The sequence below is a fragment of the Bradyrhizobium sp. CCBAU 45321 genome (assembly GCF_028128975.1).
In the GTDB taxonomy this organism is placed as follows: Bacteria; Pseudomonadota; Alphaproteobacteria; order Rhizobiales; family Xanthobacteraceae; genus Bradyrhizobium; species Bradyrhizobium yuanmingense.
Genome location: NZ_LFKZ01000127.1, coordinates 159,669 through 177,034 on the forward strand (window position 1 = coordinate 159,669; position 17,366 = coordinate 177,034).

14 protein-coding genes are annotated in these 17,366 nt (G+C 61.6%); 10 read left to right on the plus strand and 4 right to left on the minus strand.

Going from position 1 to position 17,366, the window contains the following annotated elements; all coding sequences use genetic code 11:
- Positions 1-124: 124 nt before the first annotated feature.
- Positions 125-1,003 carry a GNAT family N-acetyltransferase gene (locus ACM43_RS26065; protein ID WP_271543939.1) on the minus strand — a complete coding sequence of 293 codons (879 nt, stop codon included), beginning with the start codon at positions 1,001-1,003 and terminating at the stop codon, positions 125-127.
- Positions 1,004-1,349: 346 nt separating this feature from the next.
- Between ACM43_RS26065 and ACM43_RS26070 the strand changes: the two genes are divergently transcribed.
- The 3 genes from ACM43_RS26070 (at position 1,350) to ACM43_RS26080 (ending at position 4,317) form a co-directional block, all read left to right on the plus strand.
- A complete protein-coding gene (locus ACM43_RS26070) occupies positions 1,350-2,273 on the plus strand; it encodes a 2-hydroxyacid dehydrogenase (protein ID WP_271544290.1) in 924 nt (307 codons plus the stop codon).
- A gap of 13 nt (positions 2,274-2,286) precedes the next feature.
- Entirely contained in the window at positions 2,287-2,643 is a 357-nt protein-coding gene (locus ACM43_RS26075; protein ID WP_271543941.1) for a cupin domain-containing protein, read from the plus strand.
- A 216-nt stretch (positions 2,644-2,859) separates the two neighbouring features.
- Complete coding sequence (locus ACM43_RS26080; protein ID WP_271543943.1) at positions 2,860-4,317, plus strand: NAD-dependent succinate-semialdehyde dehydrogenase; 1,458 nt, start codon at positions 2,860-2,862, stop codon at positions 4,315-4,317.
- 125 nt (positions 4,318-4,442) lie between these two features.
- Here the strand turns inward: ACM43_RS26080 and ACM43_RS26085 are convergent, their stop codons facing one another.
- A complete protein-coding gene (locus tag ACM43_RS26085) occupies positions 4,443-5,132 on the minus strand; it encodes a haloacid dehalogenase type II (RefSeq protein ID WP_157284088.1) in 690 nt (229 codons plus the stop codon).
- A 339-nt stretch (positions 5,133-5,471) separates the two neighbouring features.
- On the opposite strand from ACM43_RS26085, the gene ACM43_RS26090 reads away from it, so the two are divergent.
- Positions 5,472-6,848 carry an aspartate aminotransferase family protein gene (locus ACM43_RS26090; protein ID WP_271543946.1) on the plus strand — a complete coding sequence of 459 codons (1,377 nt, stop codon included), beginning with the start codon at positions 5,472-5,474 and terminating at the stop codon, positions 6,846-6,848.
- Positions 6,849-6,880: 32 nt separating this feature from the next.
- Here the strand turns inward: ACM43_RS26090 and ACM43_RS26095 are convergent, their stop codons facing one another.
- Together ACM43_RS26095 and ACM43_RS26100 are read right to left on the minus strand one after the other, a co-directional pair.
- Positions 6,881-7,357: an Lrp/AsnC family transcriptional regulator gene (locus tag ACM43_RS26095; protein WP_027544593.1), complete on the minus strand. Its 477-nt coding sequence runs from the start codon at positions 7,355-7,357 to the stop codon at positions 6,881-6,883.
- 113 nt (positions 7,358-7,470) lie between these two features.
- Positions 7,471-8,796, minus strand: a complete 1,326-nt coding sequence (locus ACM43_RS26100; RefSeq protein ID WP_271543948.1) for an NAD(P)/FAD-dependent oxidoreductase — start codon at positions 8,794-8,796, stop codon at positions 7,471-7,473.
- Positions 8,797-9,452: 656 nt separating this feature from the next.
- Here ACM43_RS26100 and ACM43_RS26105 point away from each other — a divergent pair.
- The 6 genes from ACM43_RS26105 (at position 9,453) to ACM43_RS26130 (ending at position 17,353) form a co-directional block, all read left to right on the plus strand.
- Positions 9,453-11,117, plus strand: a complete 1,665-nt coding sequence (locus ACM43_RS26105; RefSeq protein ID WP_271543950.1) for an ABC transporter ATP-binding protein — start codon at positions 9,453-9,455, stop codon at positions 11,115-11,117.
- Between the two features lie 37 nt (positions 11,118-11,154).
- A complete protein-coding gene (locus ACM43_RS26110; RefSeq protein ID WP_271543952.1) occupies positions 11,155-12,822 on the plus strand; it encodes a peptide ABC transporter substrate-binding protein in 1,668 nt (555 codons plus the stop codon).
- Between the two features lie 74 nt (positions 12,823-12,896).
- Positions 12,897-13,847, plus strand: coding sequence for an ABC transporter permease (locus tag ACM43_RS26115; protein ID WP_271543954.1), 951 nt, complete (start codon positions 12,897-12,899; stop codon positions 13,845-13,847).
- A 31-nt stretch (positions 13,848-13,878) separates the two neighbouring features.
- The gene (locus tag ACM43_RS26120) at positions 13,879-14,757 is read left to right on the plus strand and encodes an ABC transporter permease (RefSeq protein WP_128263189.1); all 879 of its coding nucleotides are present in this window, start codon (positions 13,879-13,881) and stop codon (positions 14,755-14,757) included.
- A gap of 527 nt (positions 14,758-15,284) precedes the next feature.
- Entirely contained in the window at positions 15,285-16,157 is an 873-nt protein-coding gene (locus ACM43_RS26125) for a GNAT family N-acetyltransferase (RefSeq protein WP_271543957.1), read from the plus strand.
- A 26-nt stretch (positions 16,158-16,183) separates the two neighbouring features.
- The gene (locus ACM43_RS26130; RefSeq protein WP_271544292.1) at positions 16,184-17,353 is read left to right on the plus strand and encodes an alanine racemase; all 1,170 of its coding nucleotides are present in this window, start codon (positions 16,184-16,186) and stop codon (positions 17,351-17,353) included.
- Positions 17,354-17,366: the final 13 nt, after the last annotated feature.

The following is a 17,366-nucleotide window of genomic DNA, read 5'->3' on the forward strand; positions in this document are numbered from 1 at the left end:
CGTGCGCTTGGGTCCGTTTCGCGAGCGACTCGTCCATCTGCTGGTCGCCCTGGCCACGGCCCATCTCTGTAGGGTCGCGATCGGCACCGTTGGCACCCGTTCTTACCGAGCTCGCTTCATAGCCTCAGCTCAAAGCGTGACCGGCCAGCCCGTACACCCATGGCTCATTTTCCTTGCGGTTCAGGAATGGCCGGCCCTTAGACATCGTCGTGACGGTCTCGGTGATCGCGAGGCGGCTCTGTTGAAGGAAGTCGGCAAACAGACCCGTCTGCTCCCGCGTATCGACGCGGACGAATTGTCCCGCGAGATCCCTCAGATGCACGGCGGTGAGATGGATCGCGTCACAATCGTTGCTGGCGACGATCGGGCCGATCACATGACCGCGCCCGAATTCGCGCTTCATCGAAAAACCGACGGCCTCTCCGCCGCGGCGCAAGACGGAGATTGACGCGCCATCGGAAAGCAATGCGAGCAGCTTCTGCCGGTTAGTTCCGAAGGCGCGCTCATCCAGTGCCGCGATCTCTCCGATGCTCGCCGTGGACAGTGAAGTCAATTCACCGTCGAGAGCCGGCACCGGCGGAGGTGGTGAGACGAGTTCTCCCTGCCACATATATGCGGTGGCTTCCTTCGTGAACCCCAGCGACAGATACAGGTGATAGGCGGCATGGGTTGAGTTGAGGGCCAAATTTCGGTCGCCGCACCGCTCGAAAACCTGTTCCATGAGCCAGCGGCCAGTACCTTGTGCCTGGGTTCGAGGCGATGTGATCACCAGGCCGATCGTCGCGAATTCCTGGCTATAAGGGAACCACATCGCGCTGCCGAAAACGCGGTCTATGCCATCAACGGCGACGATGCCGTGGCCGGCGCGGCGCAGGAAATCCCAGTCCTTGGGGCGATGCGGCCAGCCGACACCGATCGAAAGCGCGTGGAGCAGCTTCACATCAACGTCGTTGATGTCCTTGGCCATCAGTTCAAAGGACTTCACGCGTACCGTTCGTCCCATTTAGCTCATCCATTCCTTTGCGGGGCTCAAAGCCTGCGGCCTATGCCCGCCGGCCTTCTGCTGCGTGCCGCACAAGCCCTCTTTTGCAGCAGCATAGCGCGGAACGCCAGCAGGTTTCGCCTGTTTGGCAGGCGGTATTCGGAATGTTTCGCCGCCAGTGCAACTCGATTCAGCAGGGAAAGCTACTGGTTGCCGCCTATCGATATCCGGCAACAGCACGCAGGGTGAGCCCCAGTGAACGTTGAAGGCTTCGCTGGAGGGCTCGCCGCCTTTCCAGCCCTCGGTGGCCGGCCATGCCGGTCTCAACGCGCCGCATCCCGGGCGAGGACCTGAGAGGACCACGTCGATGGCGTTCCTTTTCAATTCCGATGCTGCTCGGGCGGCTATTTTCCGGCAGGCCTTTGCGCGCGAGCTCCCTGATCTCGGGTTCTATCATTCCAGCGAATGCTTCGAGCCGGAAAAGATACAGTACCTAATAACCTGGAACGCGCCAGACGACGTCTCACGCTTTCGAAATCTGGAAATGCTCTTTTCCATCGGCGCCGGGGTCGACCAGTTCAAGCCAGAGACCATACCTGGCCACGTCAAGCTCGTGCGCATGGTCGAGGATGGCATCATATGCATGATGCAGGAGTATGTCGTGCTTGGGGTGCTGACACTCCATCGCGAGATGCTTGCCTATCGGGAGCAGCAGGGAAGAGGCCTATGGCAGGCTCTTGCAACGACCCAGGCTGCCGATCGGCGCGTCGGCTTTCTGGGCCTCGGCATGTTGGCGCAAGCTGCGATTGATCGCCTCAAGCCGTTTGGATTTCCGCTTGCCGCGTGGAGCCGCAGCAACAAGAAGATCGAGGGCGTCGCGTGCTTCCACGGCGATGGTCAGCTTGGCAGCTTCCTGAAAGGAACGGACATTCTCGTCTGTCTCCTGCCCCTGACGGAGCAAACAAGCGGCATCTTGAACGCACAACTGTTCTCTCTCCTGCCGGCTGGAGCAAGGCTGCTTCATGTCGGCCGCGGTCCGCAGCTTGACCAGGGCGCACTCATCGAAGCACTCGACAGCGGGCGCCTCGCCGCAGCGATGCTCGACGTGACCGATCCCGAGCCGCTGCCGGAAGCCCATGCGCTCTGGTCGCATCCGAAGGTAATCATCACGCCGCATATCGCGTCCGTGACGCAGCCGCATACGGCCGCGCAATCCGTCATACAGAACATCCGGCGCCACCGCGCCGGACGAAATCCGATCGGCCTCGTCGATCGAACGCTCGGCTACTAACAGGAAAGATGCCATGTCACTTCTGATCGCCATCGACACCAATCCGGACTTCGCACCGAAGAAGGCCGTGCCGGATCCCGAACGGCTCATTTCGGGCAATCCGTCCTTCAAGACCTGGGCGCAGGACGCCTCGAAGGGTGAGAAAGTGCTGACGGGCGTCTGGGAGGCAACCCCCGGCGAGACCCATTCGATCAAGGGCACCACCTTCGAGTTCTGCCACATCATCTCGGGTCTTATCGAAATCGAGGAAAAGGGTGGCGAGACGAAGACTTTCCGCGCCGGCGACAGCTTTGTGATGAAGCCGGGCTTTGTCGGGGTCTGGCGCACGATCGAGACCGTGCGAAAGATTTATGTCTGCCATTATGACTGAGCACGGTGCCTGACGGCGGCTTCACTGAACGACGGCCAGAACAATCGACTTTCGAGATACCGTCTGACCGGATTCGACGCCATCAGACGCTTCCTTCTCGATGAAAAATGCGGCGCGCGGCGCGGTGCTGTATCGCTCGGTTGAGACGGCTTTGTCTCGCCAATCGCATATCCAGCAGTGATGGCGGTTTGACCCCAAGGGTAAGGGAACAAATACATGGTTGCATTGAAAGACAAGGATCTGTTTCGCCAGCAGGGACTGATCGGCGGCCACTGGCGCGACGCGAGTGCGAAGGCGACGGTGGATGTCATCGATCCTGCCAGCCAGCAAGTTCTTGGCACCATCCCGGATATGGGGTGCGAGGAGACGAGGGCTGCCATCAACGCTGCGGCCGCTGCATTCAAGCATTGGAAGACCAAGGCCCATGCAGAGCGTGCCGCCCTGCTGGAGCGCTGGTATGAGCTCATGCGACACCATGAGCAGGATTTGGCTCTTCTGCTCACGCTCGAGCAGGGCAAGCCACTGGCGGAATCGCTCGGCGAAATCCGCTATGGGGCATCATTCGTCAAATGGTTTGCGGAAGAGGCGCGCCGGATCAACGGATCGACGATCCCGTCACCCACGGTCGATCGCCGCATTCTGGTTCTGAAAGAACCGGTCGGCGTCTGCGGGATCATTACGCCCTGGAACTTCCCCAACGCGATGATTACACGCAAAGTGGCGCCCGCGCTGGCTGCGGGCTGCACCGTCGTCATCAAGCCCTCTGAATTCACGCCGTTTTCGGCCCTCGCGATCGGTGTGCTGGCGGAGCGGGCAGGAATTCCACCTGGCGTGATCAACGTCGTGACGGGCATGCCCGCGGACATTGGCAAGGAGCTGATGGCCAATGAGACCGTCCGCAAGATCTCGTTCACGGGATCGACCCGCGTCGGCGGGCTGCTGATGAAAGGCGCCGCCGACAACATCAAGCGGCTCAGCCTCGAGCTCGGCGGCAATGCGCCGTTCATCGTCTTCGACGATGCCGATATCGACCGGGCCGTCGAGGGCGCGATTGCGTCGAAGTTCCGCAACGGCGGACAGACATGCGTCTGCTGCAATCGCATTCTCGTGCAATCAGGCGTCTACGATACCTTTGCACAGAAGCTCGCCGGGAAGGTCGCGAAAATGAAGGTCGGCGCAGGTACCGAAGAGGGGGTCACAATCGGTCCGATGATCAACGGCGCGGCGATCGACAAGATCAAGCGGCACGTCACGGATGCCCTGGACAAGGGCGCAAAGATCATCTCGGAGAGTGAGGCGGTGCCGGAAGGTCGGCAATATGCCCGGCCACTCGTGCTCGGCGGCGCGACGACTGAGATGCTCCTGGCGTCCGAAGAGACGTTCGGGCCGGTCGCACCGCTTTTCCGCTTCGAGACGGAGGAGGAGGCGATTGCGATCGCCAATGGCACGCCGTACGGCCTTGCGGCGTATTTCTACACTGAAAACCTGAAGCGTTCCTGGCGTGTTGCCGAAGCGCTTGAGTTCGGCATGGTCGGCCTGAATACCGGCCTGATCTCGACGGAGGTCGCGCCTTTCGGCGGTGTCAAACAGTCTGGATTGGGACGCGAGGGATCTCAGCTCGGGATAGAAGAATATCTCGAGAGCAAGGCGCTCCATGTCGGCGGCCTGGACTGAGCGTCCATCGGATCTGAAATAAGAAAGGGGGCGGCTGAACCGCCCCCTTTTCCTTGACCAGCGCAGATCTCTATTGAAGTTTTACAAGAACTGAAGCGTCGTGAGGGATCCCGAAAAGACAGCGCTCAGGCGCTCTTGCGAAGAGGCTCCAGGCCGACTGCGGCAGCCAAGCCACCGATGCTCGAGACCTCGGTGTATTCATAGAAGGGATTCGCCGGCTCGTGACCGCGGTTCACCCATACCTTGCTCTTGATGCCCAGATCGTAGGCGGTCATCAGATCGTAGCGGAACGAGGAGGAGACGTGAGTGATATCTTCCGGGCCGCAGCCCAGCTTGTCGAACATGTATTCGAAGCCTTTCATGTGCGGCTTGTAGGCGCCAGTCTCCTCGGCCGTGATGACCGTGTGGAAGGGAGCGCCGAGCTTCTCCACGTTGGACATGATGAGGTTCTTCATGGAGTTCGACAAGATGACCAGCGGAATCTGCTTGGCAACCTTGGCCAGACCAGCCGGCACGTCGGCGTGTGGACCCCACGTGTGGATCTCTTCATTGATGCGCTGGGCATGCTCCGGCTTAAAGACGACGCCATTGCGCTTGCAGGCGCGCTCCAGCGCGTTGTGCACGACCTCGAAGTACGGTTTCCAGGCGCCGAGAACCTCGTCCAGGCGATAGGCTGAAAAGTCCTTGATGAGCTTTGCCATCGCCGCGGCAGAAAGCTCCGAGCCGTAGACACGGGTCGCGGCGCCGGCCATGTCGAAATTTGTCAGCGTCCCGTAGCAGTCGAAGGTGATGTATTTCGGTCTGAATGTCGCCATAGCTCCAATCCTTGCGATCTCGCACCGCTAGCCGGTACGACACACAGCCTAGCGAGCAACCGGCGAGATAAAGCGCCGATGTCGCGGTGGTCGGGAGCAGATTGTGTCGTATCGCATCGGAGCCGTGGCAGAGAGTTGCGCGACGACGGCTCTCCCCGTTTAGCCTCGATGCCGTCGCCGCACCATGCCGGCATAACATGCCGCAGTGGTGCCCAATCAAAGTCAAAACGCCCTCCGTCCGTGTCATGCCTGGGAGCAAGTGCTGTCTTCGGCAACTTATGTTGAGCCCGGACACAACGGGCTGTTCGCACAAACATCGCGGCCGATCTGGAGGACAATATGTTGAGCAACTCGCTAATTGAGCTCGATCGCGCGCATCTGATTCACCCGGTCTCTTCTTATCGCAGCCACGAGGCGACGGGCGTCCGCGTGCTGAAGTCAGGCAAGGGCGCGACGCTGACCGATGTCTCGGGACGCCAATTGCTGGACGGCTTTGCGGGTCTATGGTGTGTCAATGCCGGTTACGGACAGGACAGCATCGTTGAAGCGGCTACGCGACAGCTGCAGGAGCTGCCTTATGCGACAGGCTATTTCGGTTTGGGCTCGGACCCGGCGATCCGGCTGGCGGCCAGGTTGGCTGAGTTGGCGCCTGGCGATCTGAACCATGTCTACTTCACGCTGGGTGGCTCCGATGCCGTCGACAGTACAATCCGGTTCATCAGGTACTACTATCATGCCAAAGGGAGGCCGCAGAAGGACCAGTTCATTTCCGTGGAGTCTGGCTACCACGGATCATCGACGGCAGGGTCTGGCCTGACTGCGCTGCCGGCCTTTCATACGGGCTTTGGAGTGCCATACAACTGGCAGCACAAAATTCCGTCCCACTACGCCTATCGCAACCCTGTCGGTTCGCATCCCCAGGCTATCATTGCGGCGTCGGTCGCGGCCTTGCGGGCGAAGATCGCCGAACTCGGCGCCGAACGCGTCGCCGCCTTCTATGTCGAGCCGATACAGGGGTCAGGAGGCGTCCTCGTTCCGCCGCCGTCCTGGCTCAAGGCCATGCATGCGGTCTGCAAGGAGCACGATATTCTGTTCGTGGCCGATGAGGTCATCACCGGCTTTGGCCGTGTCGGTCCGCTCTTTGCCTGCGAGGAAGATGATGTCGTGCCGGATCTCATGACCACGGCAAAGGGGCTGACCTCGGGCTACGTGCCGATGGGGGCCGTTCTCATGTCCGACGGCGTCTACAACACGATTGCCGACGGCGCCGGCAAGGCGGCCGTCGGCCACGGCTACACCTATTCCGCGCATCCCGTCAGCGCAGCCGTTGGGCTCGCGTGCCTTGATCTCTATGAAAACGGCCTGTTGGAAAACGGCCGGAAGGCCGGGCACCGCCTGATGGAAGGTCTTCGCGCGCTTGCCGATCATCCGCTCGTCGGCGATGTCCGCGGTCGCGGCATGCTGGCTGCAATCGAGCTTGTGACTGACAAGGAGCTCAAGACGCCTCTGCCGGCGGAAGCCGACGCGGCGCGCCGCATCTTCGACCGCGCATGGGACAATGGTCTCGTGATCCGCGCTTTTGCGCAAGGCGTGCTGGGCTATGCGCCGCCGCTGTGCTGCACCGATGACGACATCGATGGCATTATTGAGCGGACAAAGACTACGCTCGACCATACGCTCGAAGACAAGGACGTCCGTGCGGCGATGAAGGGATGATCACCGCGCTGCCGGCGCCGTTGTCTTAGTTGTTAGCCATTGAAGATGCTTTCGAGCGGAAGATGGGATTTCACGATCGGGGACTTCAGCACGACGAAGCTGAAATACTTGTCGATACCGATATCCATCTCGACCAGGCGTTCCATGACCGCCTGGTATTCGCTGATCCCCGCCGTGATGAACTTGACGAGATAGTCGTATCCGCCCGAAACGAGATGGCACTCGACGACGGAATCGATCTTTTCAATCGTCGTGAGAAAGCGCGCGAAATCAATCTGCCGGTGATTTTTCAAGGTGATTTCAGCGAAGACCGTCAGAGTTTGTCCGAGCTTGGCAACATCGATCTGGGCGGAATAGCCGGTGATGAAGCCCTCCGTCTGGAGCCTCTTGACGCGCATCAGGCACGGGCTCGGCGAAAGATTTATCAGCTCTGCGAGCTCGACGTTGGAAATGCGCCCGTTCTTCTGCAGTTCGCATAAAATCCTGATGTCAATCTTATCGAGCTTCATAGCAATGCCATCAGATGGGGCCGACAACGGCGTCGGGGCTTTGAGCCTTCAGCGTCATATGCATCTTCATAGCATCAACCAGCAGCTTTTCCCAACGAGGCGGAAACTGCAATTCAGAACTCGCTGACCTTGCCCCAGGCGCTCATTCTCAGCCGTTCCGGCCTGTAGGGACGCGGGTCGACGATCGGTGCCCGACCGGTGATGATGTCGGCGATCATGTGCCCGGTGCCGGGCCCAATCCCGAAGCCGTGGCCACTGAACCCCGCCGCGAGGATGAAGCCTGGAATGGATTCAACTTCGCCGATTGCCGGAATGCCGTCCGGTGTGCTGTCGATGTAGCCGGCCCAGACGCTTGAGATGGCGAGGTGCCGCAGCTCAGGAACCAGCTCGCACGCGCGTCGATGCGTCAGCCGAATCTGCCTCATGTCGGGGCGGGGATTGAGCGTTCGATTCAGCTCCATCGGGGTCACCTCATCCAGTCCCCATTTAGCCAGCGTCTCATGGCCCTGCCGCATGCCCTCGAAGGCCCCGGGGCTGAGGCTTCGCCAGCGGCGGGCGAACATGGGGAGGAATTCGCGGCCGAACCTGACCTGCTGCGGCGTCGGATCGACTCGCGCGCGCCCGCTGATGGCGAGCGTGTATCCGCCGTTGCCGCGCCGTGTGAGCGACAGCTGCGCAGTGTGCAGAGCATCAGGCAGGCCGGCTGCACCAGGAGCCACGGCGAGAATGGATTGGCGCACCGATGCCTGAGGGAAACGAATTCCAAGCTGGTTGCAGAACGAAGAAGCCCACGCGCCTCCCGCCATCACCACCGTTTTCGTCCGGATCGTGCCGGCCTCGGTCACCACCCCGCTGACCCGACCGGCGCTGAGCTCGATGCCGCGCGCGGCGCAGAGCTGGTGCACGGTACCGCCTGCCGCCATGATCGCACGCGCGGCGATGGGGACGGCTTTTGAAGTGTCCGCCGTCCCGTCTGTCGGTGAGAAGACGCCGCCCTTCCACTTACGACCCGTCGCCTTACCCCGACCGCTCGCCTCTTCCGAGCTCAACATATGCGTCGTGACGCCAACGGTCCTGGCGAAGTCCCCCCACTTGGCCCAGCCCGCCAGCTCATTCTCGTCGTTCGACAAATACAACAGGCCGCAGCGGCGAAAGCCCGTGTCTTCACCCGTTTCCTGGGCAACTCGTTCCCAGAGATCGAGGCTCTTGGTCGCAAGCGGCAGCTCGCGTGCGTCGCGGTTCTGTTGGCGGCACCATCCCCAGTTGCGGCTGGACTGCTCGGCGGCGACGCGGCCCTTCTCGAGCAAGGCAACCTTGAGGCCGCGACGCGCGAGATAGTAGCTTGTGAACACGCCTACGACGCCGCCGCCGATGACGACGACGTCCGCTTCACGAGGAAGGGACGGACTGGATTCGATATGCAGGAGCGGCGCGCTCATCCGACAGGGATCTCCGGTGGTCGCCGTAGCGTAACCGAGGAATTGCGGCAGCCCCCGCGGACTTTCGTCGTGAGACCGAATATCCTGCGGTTTACTGCCTTTGACGCAGGCTAATATTGCGAAAACACCTTGCTTGCGTCGCAGCTTGCAGGCGGCGAGACTGATGCACGTGTTCCTGCGATCCGTCGCGCGCCTTCGTGGCAGGGGTCACGACAGGCCCGGCGGCGCAGATTGAAATGCCAAATCGGACTTCGTTTTCAGAAGTTCGTGCTGCCCGGATGCCGGCTTTCGGCGACTCCGCGGTGATTGAAATCGTCAAGATCGACAGAACCAACTGATCGATCGGCCAAGTCCATAGAGGCAACTTTCATGAGCCGTGTCCATGAACAGGCCTTCGCGGAAGCGATCAAGCCATGACGTGGATGCCGTCTGAGGTTCGCTTCGATCGAGTTGGCCGATCAGGTCGGCACTGCGCTCCGAGCAACAGCTCTTGCTTCTTGCGCGAAGAGACCTGAATCATGTCGCAGCCTCCAATGAAGGAATGGCAAGTTGAGCGGCGAATTATTGACCTGTCGAGGGAGCGTGGAGGCGCAAGGAGCCGAAGGCGCCGGCCGCACCAAGATGACGGCACTGGCTTGAAAGAGGAGGGTGCTCGCATGGTCTCTGGCATCCAGGTGGCAAGTCCCGCCGATGTCGCGCTGTCGGTGCGCGAGCTGACCGCAAGTTTGCCGGAAGGAATGGAGCGGGCCAACGCCGTCGAGAACATCTCCTTCGATCTGAAGCGCGGACAGATTCTCTGTATCATCGGGGAATCCGGATCGGGCAAGTCGGTCACCGCCAATGCGATCATGGGCCTTCTCCCGAAGGCGATCCGGATCCCTTCGGGTGCGATTCACCTGGACGGAATGAACATCGTGGGCCTCTCGCCCGACAAGCTCCGTAGCCTGCGCGGCCGCGTCGTCTCGATGATCTTTCAAGATCCTCTCTCGGCGCTCAACCCGCTGATGACCGTGGGCGCGCAGATCGAGGAGGTGATGGCAGCCCACGACGTCGGCACGCCGGCCTCGCGTCGCAGCCGGGCCATAGACTTGTTGATTGAAGTGGGTCTGCCTGATCCGCAGCTCATGTATCACCAATATCCCTTCCGGCTTTCGGGCGGGCAGCGGCAGCGGGTGATGATCGCCATGGCGCTGGCCCTCGAGCCCGCCATCCTGATCGCGGACGAGCCGACGACGGCTCTCGACGTCACGACCCAGGCGCAAATCCTCAAGCTGATCCGCGACATTCAGCGCCGCAAGGGGATGAGCGTCATGTTCATCACCCATGACTTCGGCGTCGTCACGGAGATCGCCGACAATGTCGTGGTCATGGAGAAGGGTCACATCGTCGAACAGGGCAGCGCTGCCCAGGTGCTGCAGTCGCCCAGTCATCCCTACACAAGGCGCCTCATCGCAGCAGTCCCGCACTTGACGGGCGAAGACCGTGCTCTTGTGGAAGCTCCGGCCAACGAGCCGATCCTCAAGGTCGAGGGGCTGGTGAAGACCTACCGCAGTGGCAGCGCGCTGTTCGGAAAACAGCGGATCGTGCCGGCGGTGAACCAAGTATCGTTCGATCTGGCGCCCGGACGCACGTTGGGGGTCGTCGGCGAAAGCGGCTCGGGCAAGTCCTCGCTGGGCCGGCTGTTGATCAAGCTGCTCGACAGCGACGACGGCCGGATCCTGTTCGAAGGTCGCGACGTCGCCAAGCTCTCGGAGGCCGAATTCCGTCCGCTACGGCCGCAAATCCAGATGATCTTCCAGGATCCCTTCGCCTCGCTCAATCCGCGCTCGACGGTTGGACAGATCCTGACCGTAGGTCCGGCCGCGCATGGAATGCCTTACGCGAAGGCGTGCGACCAGGCACGGTCGCTGCTGTCGCGTGTCGGTCTCGATGCCGGAGCTTTCGGCCGCTACCCGCACGAGTTCTCCGGCGGGCAACGTCAGCGCATAGGCATCGCCCGCGCGCTGATGTTCAAGCCGAAGCTCCTGATTGCCGACGAGGCGGTCTCCGCGCTCGACGTGTCGATCCAGGCGCAGATCCTCAAGCTGCTGGACCAGATCCAGCGCGAGACCGGCGTCTCGATGATCTTCATCACCCATGACCTGCGTGTCGCCAGCCAAATCTGTGATGAGATCGCGGTCATGCACAAGGGCCGGGTCGTCGAGAGCGGGCCGCCGTCGCAGATTTTTCTGCGCCCGCAGTCGGCCTACACGCGCGAACTGGTCGCAGCGATTCCCGGGGAGCAGCAGGGCGGCGCACGGGCCTTAGCGGCAAATTCATGAGAGCCACGGCGGACAGCGCCATCTGGAGGGAGATACGATGACAAAACGCTCTGGAAATTCGAGCTACTCACGACGCGACGCGCTGCGCGTAATGGCCATGGGCGGGGCAGCCAGCCTGCTCGCGCCCAACCTGCTCGGCAAGACGGCTTACGGCCAGACTCGTCCGGAAAAGCCGACTGGCCGCATCATCGTCGGGCTTTCCCAGGAGCCCACGATCTTCAATCCCCTGATGGTGAAGATCGAGGTCGACGATGGCGTTCATTTCTCCGTCTTCGATGCCCTGTTCCGCGTCGATCCCAAGGGCGTCATCCAGCCGAATCTCGCCGCGGAGGTCCCGAGCCAGAAGAACGGCGGTATCTCGGAGGACGGCCTTAAATGGCGAGTCCGCCTGCGCGACAACGTTCGCTGGCACGACGGCGCTCCCTTCACGGCCGAGGATGTCAAATTCACCCTCGAGCTCATCACCAACCCAAAATTCCGCAGTTGGCGTACCGCGGGTCATTCCCTCGTCCGCGACATCACGGTGGTATCGCCACAGGAGATCACTTGGCGCATGGAAGAGGCCTTCGCGCCCTACCTGTCGTTCCTGACCGAAACCTTCATCGTCCCCAAGCATATCCTGGAGAAGGAGGCGGACCCGAACACAGCCGCCTTCAATCAAGCTCCGGTCGGCACCGGTGCTTTCAAATGGGGCAAACGCGTAGCAGGCGACCATCTGGAGCTTGTCGCCAATCCCGACTATTTCGGCGAAGGTCCCTACATCAATCAACTGGTCTTCAAGTACATCCCTGACCTCACGGTCCTCTACACTCAATTCAAGAGTGGCGACATCGACCTCGTCGGTCAGGCTTACATCACGCCTGACAATTACCAGGAGGCCCGCAAGCTGCCGGACCGTGTGGTGACGCTGGTGCCGAGGTCCTCGGTCGAGACGATCTATTTCAACCTCGAGCGGCCGCAGTTCAAAGAGCTTGCAGTCCGCCAGGCGATCTATGCCGCCATCGACAGGAAAGCGATCCTCGAAGGGCTCTATTATGGCGTGCCGAACGCCACGGAAACCTTCATGCCGCGGCAATCGTTCTATCATAATCCGAACCTGCCGGTTCAGGAGTTCAGCCCGAAGCAGGCGCGAGAGATCCTGGATAAGGCGGGCTGGCTGCCGGGGCGCGACGGTATCCGCGCCAAGGATGGGGTGCGTCTGTCCTTCGCGAATTCGGCGACATCAGGCGACCATCTGCGCGAGCAGGTTCAGCAATTCCTCAAGCAGTCACTGGCCGAGATCGGCATCGAGATGACGATATCGAACTTGCCCTCAGCGGTGATCTTCGGCGATTTCTGGGTCAAGTCGCAGTTCGATACGATGTTCGCGGGCATCACCTATCTGATCGGCGCCGATCCGGACGTGACGAATCGATTTCATTCGCGGGCAATTGCTGCGAAAGGCGGTCGTGGCTCGAACACCGCTCAGTACGCCAATCCGGAAGTCGATGCCCTTCTCGATAAGGGCGCCCGCTCCTTCGATCCCGATGAGCGGCGTGCGATCTACCACAAGGTCCAGGAACTGGTCCGTCGCGACCTGCCCTTCATGCCGCTGTACCAGAGCACGTCCGTCCATGGGTGCAAGAGCGCGATTCGAGGCGTGGTACCGAACCCCAACACCCGCACAGAATCGTGGAATGCCGCGAGCTGGTATCGGACGGCTTGAGCACGGCGGACGCCGCTCAACTTTCGGGAAGGCCGGCGGCCATCCAATGGCACTATCACGTTACTGAGGGCCAAATGCGCGCATTCCTGCTCAGCCGTCTTTCGCAGAGCCTCGTGCTGCTGGTGATCGTTTCGATGATCGGCTTCGTCATCCTGAGCATCAGCCCGGGCGGCCCCCTGTCGCAACAGGGGCTCGATCCAGGGATGACACAGGCGGATATCGCCCGCATCAAGGAGCAACTCGGGCTCAACCGGCCGCTGTGGATCCAGTATCTCGATTGGGCGTGGCGCCTCGTTCAGGGTGATTGGGGCCATTCCTTCCGCGGCGGCACGCCGGTGCTGACGGTCATCGGCCGGCACGTCTTTGCCACGCTCCTTCTCATGGGCACATCGACGATGATCGCGATAGCGGTCGGCACCTGGATCGGCATTCGTGGCGCCACGCACCGTTATTCCCTGTTCGATTATCTGGCGACCGCCGGAGCCATGGTCGCACTGTCGATTCCTACCTTCTGGTTCGGGCTCGTCGGGATCTACATCTTCTCGCTGCGGCTGGGCTGGTTGCCAGCGGGCAACATGTACACGATCGGCGACGGCTCGGCGCTGAACTATCTGCATCACCTCATCCTGCCGAGCATCGTGCTGTCGCTGGTCCATGTGGCGGTCTGGAGCCGCTACATGCGGACGGCAACGCTCGACGCCATCAGCCAGGATTTCGTGAAGACGGCGCGCGCCAAAGGCGTGAGCGAGCGCCGGGTCTTGATGAAGCATGTCGTCGGTAACGCGCTCCTGCCGATGATCACGCTGGCCGGAGTGCAGTTGCCCAGCATTCTGACCGGCGCATTGGTGACCGAGACCGTCTTTACCTGGCCGGGAATGGGACGCCTGTTTCTGGACAGCCTCAACTACAGCGACTATCCGGTCGTGATGGGGCTGCTGATGTTCTCCGCCGTCCTGGTCATTCTCGGAAACCTGATTGCGGACATCGTCGTCGCTGTTGTCGACCCGCGCATACGTCTGGCTTGAATCCGCAACGCCCTGCAAGGAGCCGACCGTTATGACCGCTCTCGCCGTAAGCACAGCGCCAAGCCGATGGTGGCACAGCCGCGCGGCATACCGCTTCATGAACCATCGCCTGGCGCTGCTGGGTCTGGCAATGATCACGCTGCTGACGCTGGCATGCGTCGTGGGCCCGTATCTGCTGCCATATGACTCTCTCAACATTGACTTGCGCGCACGCTTCGCTCCTCCGATGACCGGAAATCATTATCTTGGCACCGATCCGCTCGGACGTGACCTGGCGGCTCGACTGCTGATGGCAGGACGGATCTCGCTGCTGGTGGGATTTTCGGCGATGCTGATATCGATCGTGATCGGAGCACTGGTCGGCGTGGTCGCAGGATATCGCGGCGGCTGGATCAGCGCAGTCCTGATGCGGACGGTCGATGGGTTCCTGTCCTTTCCGTCGATCTTTCTCGTGCTGGCGCTGGCTGCAGCTTTGCGGCCGAGCCCCCTTATGATCACGGTTATCATTGCGCTCACAAAATGGATGGAAGTTGCCCGCATCGTCGAGACCGAGGTTCGCTCGCTACGCGAACGCGAGTTTGTCCAGGCCAGTCGAATGCTCGGCTTGAGCGGAACGCATATCATGTTTAGGGAGATCTTGCCCAACGCCATGGGCCCGATCATCGTCGCCGCCAGTTTGACGGTTGCCCGCGCTATCCTTCTCGAAGCCTATATCAGCTTTCTAGGTTATGGGATTCAGCCGCCGCTGCCGAGCTGGGGCAACATGCTCAACGGCGCCCAGCAATATCTGGCGAGCGCTCCATGGCTCGCCATCATTCCCGGCGCCGCGATTACGATCGCAGTGACGAGCTTTAACTTCATCGGCGATGGCTTGCGCGATGCCCTCGATGTTCGAAACGACCACATCTGATCAGCTCGCGCCAAGCCGCGGCTGAGCACGGCAGGATATGAGAGAAGCAAACTAGCTCCCTCGGAACGCTTGCTACTTCCGGCGATGCAGCGCGCTGCGGCGTTTCGGTTTTTTGCTGTCGCGCCTTTGGGACTTATATCTGCCCCGCAAAGCTACGCTCTTAAAGCCACACGATCCGGGTCACTTCGAGCGCATGTTGCGTATGCTATGTGGAGAAATCCCCATGATGATCGCCGAAATGGCGCCCTAGCGACGATTGGGGGTAAGTATGACGCCGACTTTCGAACTCTCGCGCCGCGGCAGCTCTGACGGCCCGTCTTCGAACGGCGTCTTGGCGCGCCCGCCGCCGACCGCAGATTGGCCGCCTCGAGCCACGAACAATGAAATTCTATGCCGAACTTTGCTCCAGTCCAATTGTGTAATGCTGTCTGGTGCAACGTACAGTGCGGACGATGCGAGGATCAGGTGGCCCTCACCGTCAATCAGGTCCTGGCGACAAGTACAGCGAGCAAGAGAAACGTCGACCAATGATGAAGCCCGCAGCCTACAAGGCCGGAGATCGCGACGATCGAGCCGCGGTGCTGGTTCCGTTCGCCAAGTTGCATCTGGAAGGCGCCCTGAAGCTCTCGCAGGAAATGTCCTGGCCCTATCGGCTCGAAGATTGGGATGTCGCGCTACAGCTGGGCCAAGGCTTTGTTCTGGAGCGGGCTGGGACGGTGATCGGGACCGCGGCATGGTGGCCGTATGGCGAGACCCATGCTTCCGCTGGTATGATCATCGTCGCGAAGACTGCTCAGGGCCGTGGCTATGGGGCCCGGCTCATGGATGCGTTGTTGACGTCCGCGCGTCCACGAAGCATTGCGCTGAATTCGACCGCCGAAGGCCAGGCGCTTTACCAGCGGCGCGGTTTCGTCCCCGTCGGGGTCATCCACCAGCATCAGGGACTTCCCAGAGGACGCCATGAGCCGCCGCCGGGGCTCGTCAGGCCGATGGCTGCCTCGGATTTCGAGGCGATCATGCGACTCGATCGCGACGCTACGGGCTTGGAGAGACGACACATGCTCGAAAAGCTGCTCAAAAGCGGTGATGGCTATGTCCTGCAGCGCGACGGCACGGCCCGCGGCTACGCCATTTCCCGGCTGTTCGGCCGCGGGCATGTCATCGGTCCTGTCGTCGCCGAAACCGCGACCGATGCGCAGGCGCTGATCGAGGCTGCGCTCGCGCGGCTCGGCAGTGTTTTTGTCCGCATCGACACCTCTGCCACATCGCAACTCGGGGATTGGCTTGAAGGCATCGGCCTGGAGCAGGTCGGCGATGCCACCACCATGATCCTGGGCACGCCGGCGCTATCGCGCGGGCCGGCGCGCGTGTTTGCGATTCCCAATCAGTCGTTCGGCTAGGAGACATCGACGTGCGACGCGAGGAGATGAGCGGAACGGCTCACCAGAACTCCGAGACGGCCGCAACGCTCGGCACGCTGGCAACGCCGGCTCTCCTGCTCGACGAGCATCGGCTCGATCGGAATCTCGCCCGCCTGTCCTCGCGCATGGCGGAGCGGGGCGTCGTGCTGCGTCCCCACATGAAAACCGCGAAATCCATCGACGTGGCGCGACGGGCCTATCCGTCCGGATCGGGGCCGATTACTGTCTCTACCCTGGCGGAAGCCGATTACTTCGCGCGGCACGGTTTTCGCGACATGACTTATGCGGTGGGTCTGGCGCCCCACACAGCTGAAAGAGCGATGCGTCTGCGCAAAGCAGGCGTTGACCTTAAGGTACTGCTCGATTCGCCGGAGCAGGCAAGAATGCTCGGCGCCGTCGGTCGTGCCGCTGGTGTGACACCGACCGCGTTCATCGAGATCGACTGCGATGGTCACCGCGGCGGGTTGACCGCGAACGATCCAAAGCTCATTGCTGTCGCGGTCGCGCTAGGCGAGGCCGGCGTCAAGCTTGCCGGCGTTCTCACCCATGCCGGCGAATCCTACAGCCTCTTCACGCCCGAGGCTCTCGTCACGGCCGCGGAGAATGAGAGAGCGGTGGCGGTTGCCGCCGCGGAAGCCTTGCGGGCAGCCGGGCACCAATGCCCAATTGTGAGCGTCGGCTCGACGCCGACAGCGCATTTCGCCGAAGACCTGACCGGCATCACGGAAATGCGGGCGGGCGTCTACATGTTCTTCGACTTGGTCATGCACGGTGTTGGTGTCTGTACGACGGAGGACATCGCCATCTCGGTGCTCGCTACCGTGATCGGCACCAAGTCTGAGAAGGGTTGGATTTTGGTCGATGCGGGCTGGATGGCGCTCTCGCGCGACCGCGGCACCGCGGCGCAGCGGGTCGACCAGGGATATGGTCTGGTCTGCGACGTGGCCGGCAAGGTCTATCCGGACCTGATCGTTTCGCAAGCGAGCCAGGAGCACGGCATCCTCGCCATCAGGCCCGGGTCGTCGGGCGCTTTGCCCGACCTTCCGATCGGCGCGAAGGTCAGGATTCTTCCCAATCACGCCTGTGCGACGGCCTCGCAACACGAGTTGTACAACGTCGTCTCCGCCGGCAGCGAGGCGATCGAAGCGCGATGGCCCCGGATGCGCGGCTGGTAGGCCGCCGAAAGGA

Coding starts and splice junctions, on each gene's coding strand:
- ACM43_RS26130 (WP_271544292.1), top strand. CDS start 16,184: ATGAGCGGAACGGCTCACCAGAACTCCGAGACGGCCGCAACGCTCGGC.
- ACM43_RS26090 (WP_271543946.1), top strand. CDS start 5,472: ATGTTGAGCAACTCGCTAATTGAGCTCGATCGCGCGCATCTGATTCAC.
- ACM43_RS26065 (WP_271543939.1), bottom strand. CDS start 1,003: ATGGGACGAACGGTACGCGTGAAGTCCTTTGAACTGATGGCCAAGGAC.
- ACM43_RS26120 (WP_128263189.1), top strand. CDS start 13,879: ATGACCGCTCTCGCCGTAAGCACAGCGCCAAGCCGATGGTGGCACAGC.
- ACM43_RS26075 (WP_271543941.1), top strand. CDS start 2,287: ATGTCACTTCTGATCGCCATCGACACCAATCCGGACTTCGCACCGAAG.
- ACM43_RS26080 (WP_271543943.1), top strand. CDS start 2,860: ATGGTTGCATTGAAAGACAAGGATCTGTTTCGCCAGCAGGGACTGATC.
- ACM43_RS26070 (WP_271544290.1), top strand. CDS start 1,350: ATGGCGTTCCTTTTCAATTCCGATGCTGCTCGGGCGGCTATTTTCCGG.
- ACM43_RS26105 (WP_271543950.1), top strand. CDS start 9,453: ATGGTCTCTGGCATCCAGGTGGCAAGTCCCGCCGATGTCGCGCTGTCG.
- ACM43_RS26085 (WP_157284088.1), bottom strand. CDS start 5,132: ATGGCGACATTCAGACCGAAATACATCACCTTCGACTGCTACGGGACG.
- ACM43_RS26095 (WP_027544593.1), bottom strand. CDS start 7,357: ATGAAGCTCGATAAGATTGACATCAGGATTTTATGCGAACTGCAGAAG.
- ACM43_RS26125 (WP_271543957.1), top strand. CDS start 15,285: ATGATGAAGCCCGCAGCCTACAAGGCCGGAGATCGCGACGATCGAGCC.
- ACM43_RS26110 (WP_271543952.1), top strand. CDS start 11,155: ATGACAAAACGCTCTGGAAATTCGAGCTACTCACGACGCGACGCGCTG.
- ACM43_RS26115 (WP_271543954.1), top strand. CDS start 12,897: ATGCGCGCATTCCTGCTCAGCCGTCTTTCGCAGAGCCTCGTGCTGCTG.
- ACM43_RS26100 (WP_271543948.1), bottom strand. CDS start 8,796: ATGAGCGCGCCGCTCCTGCATATCGAATCCAGTCCGTCCCTTCCTCGT.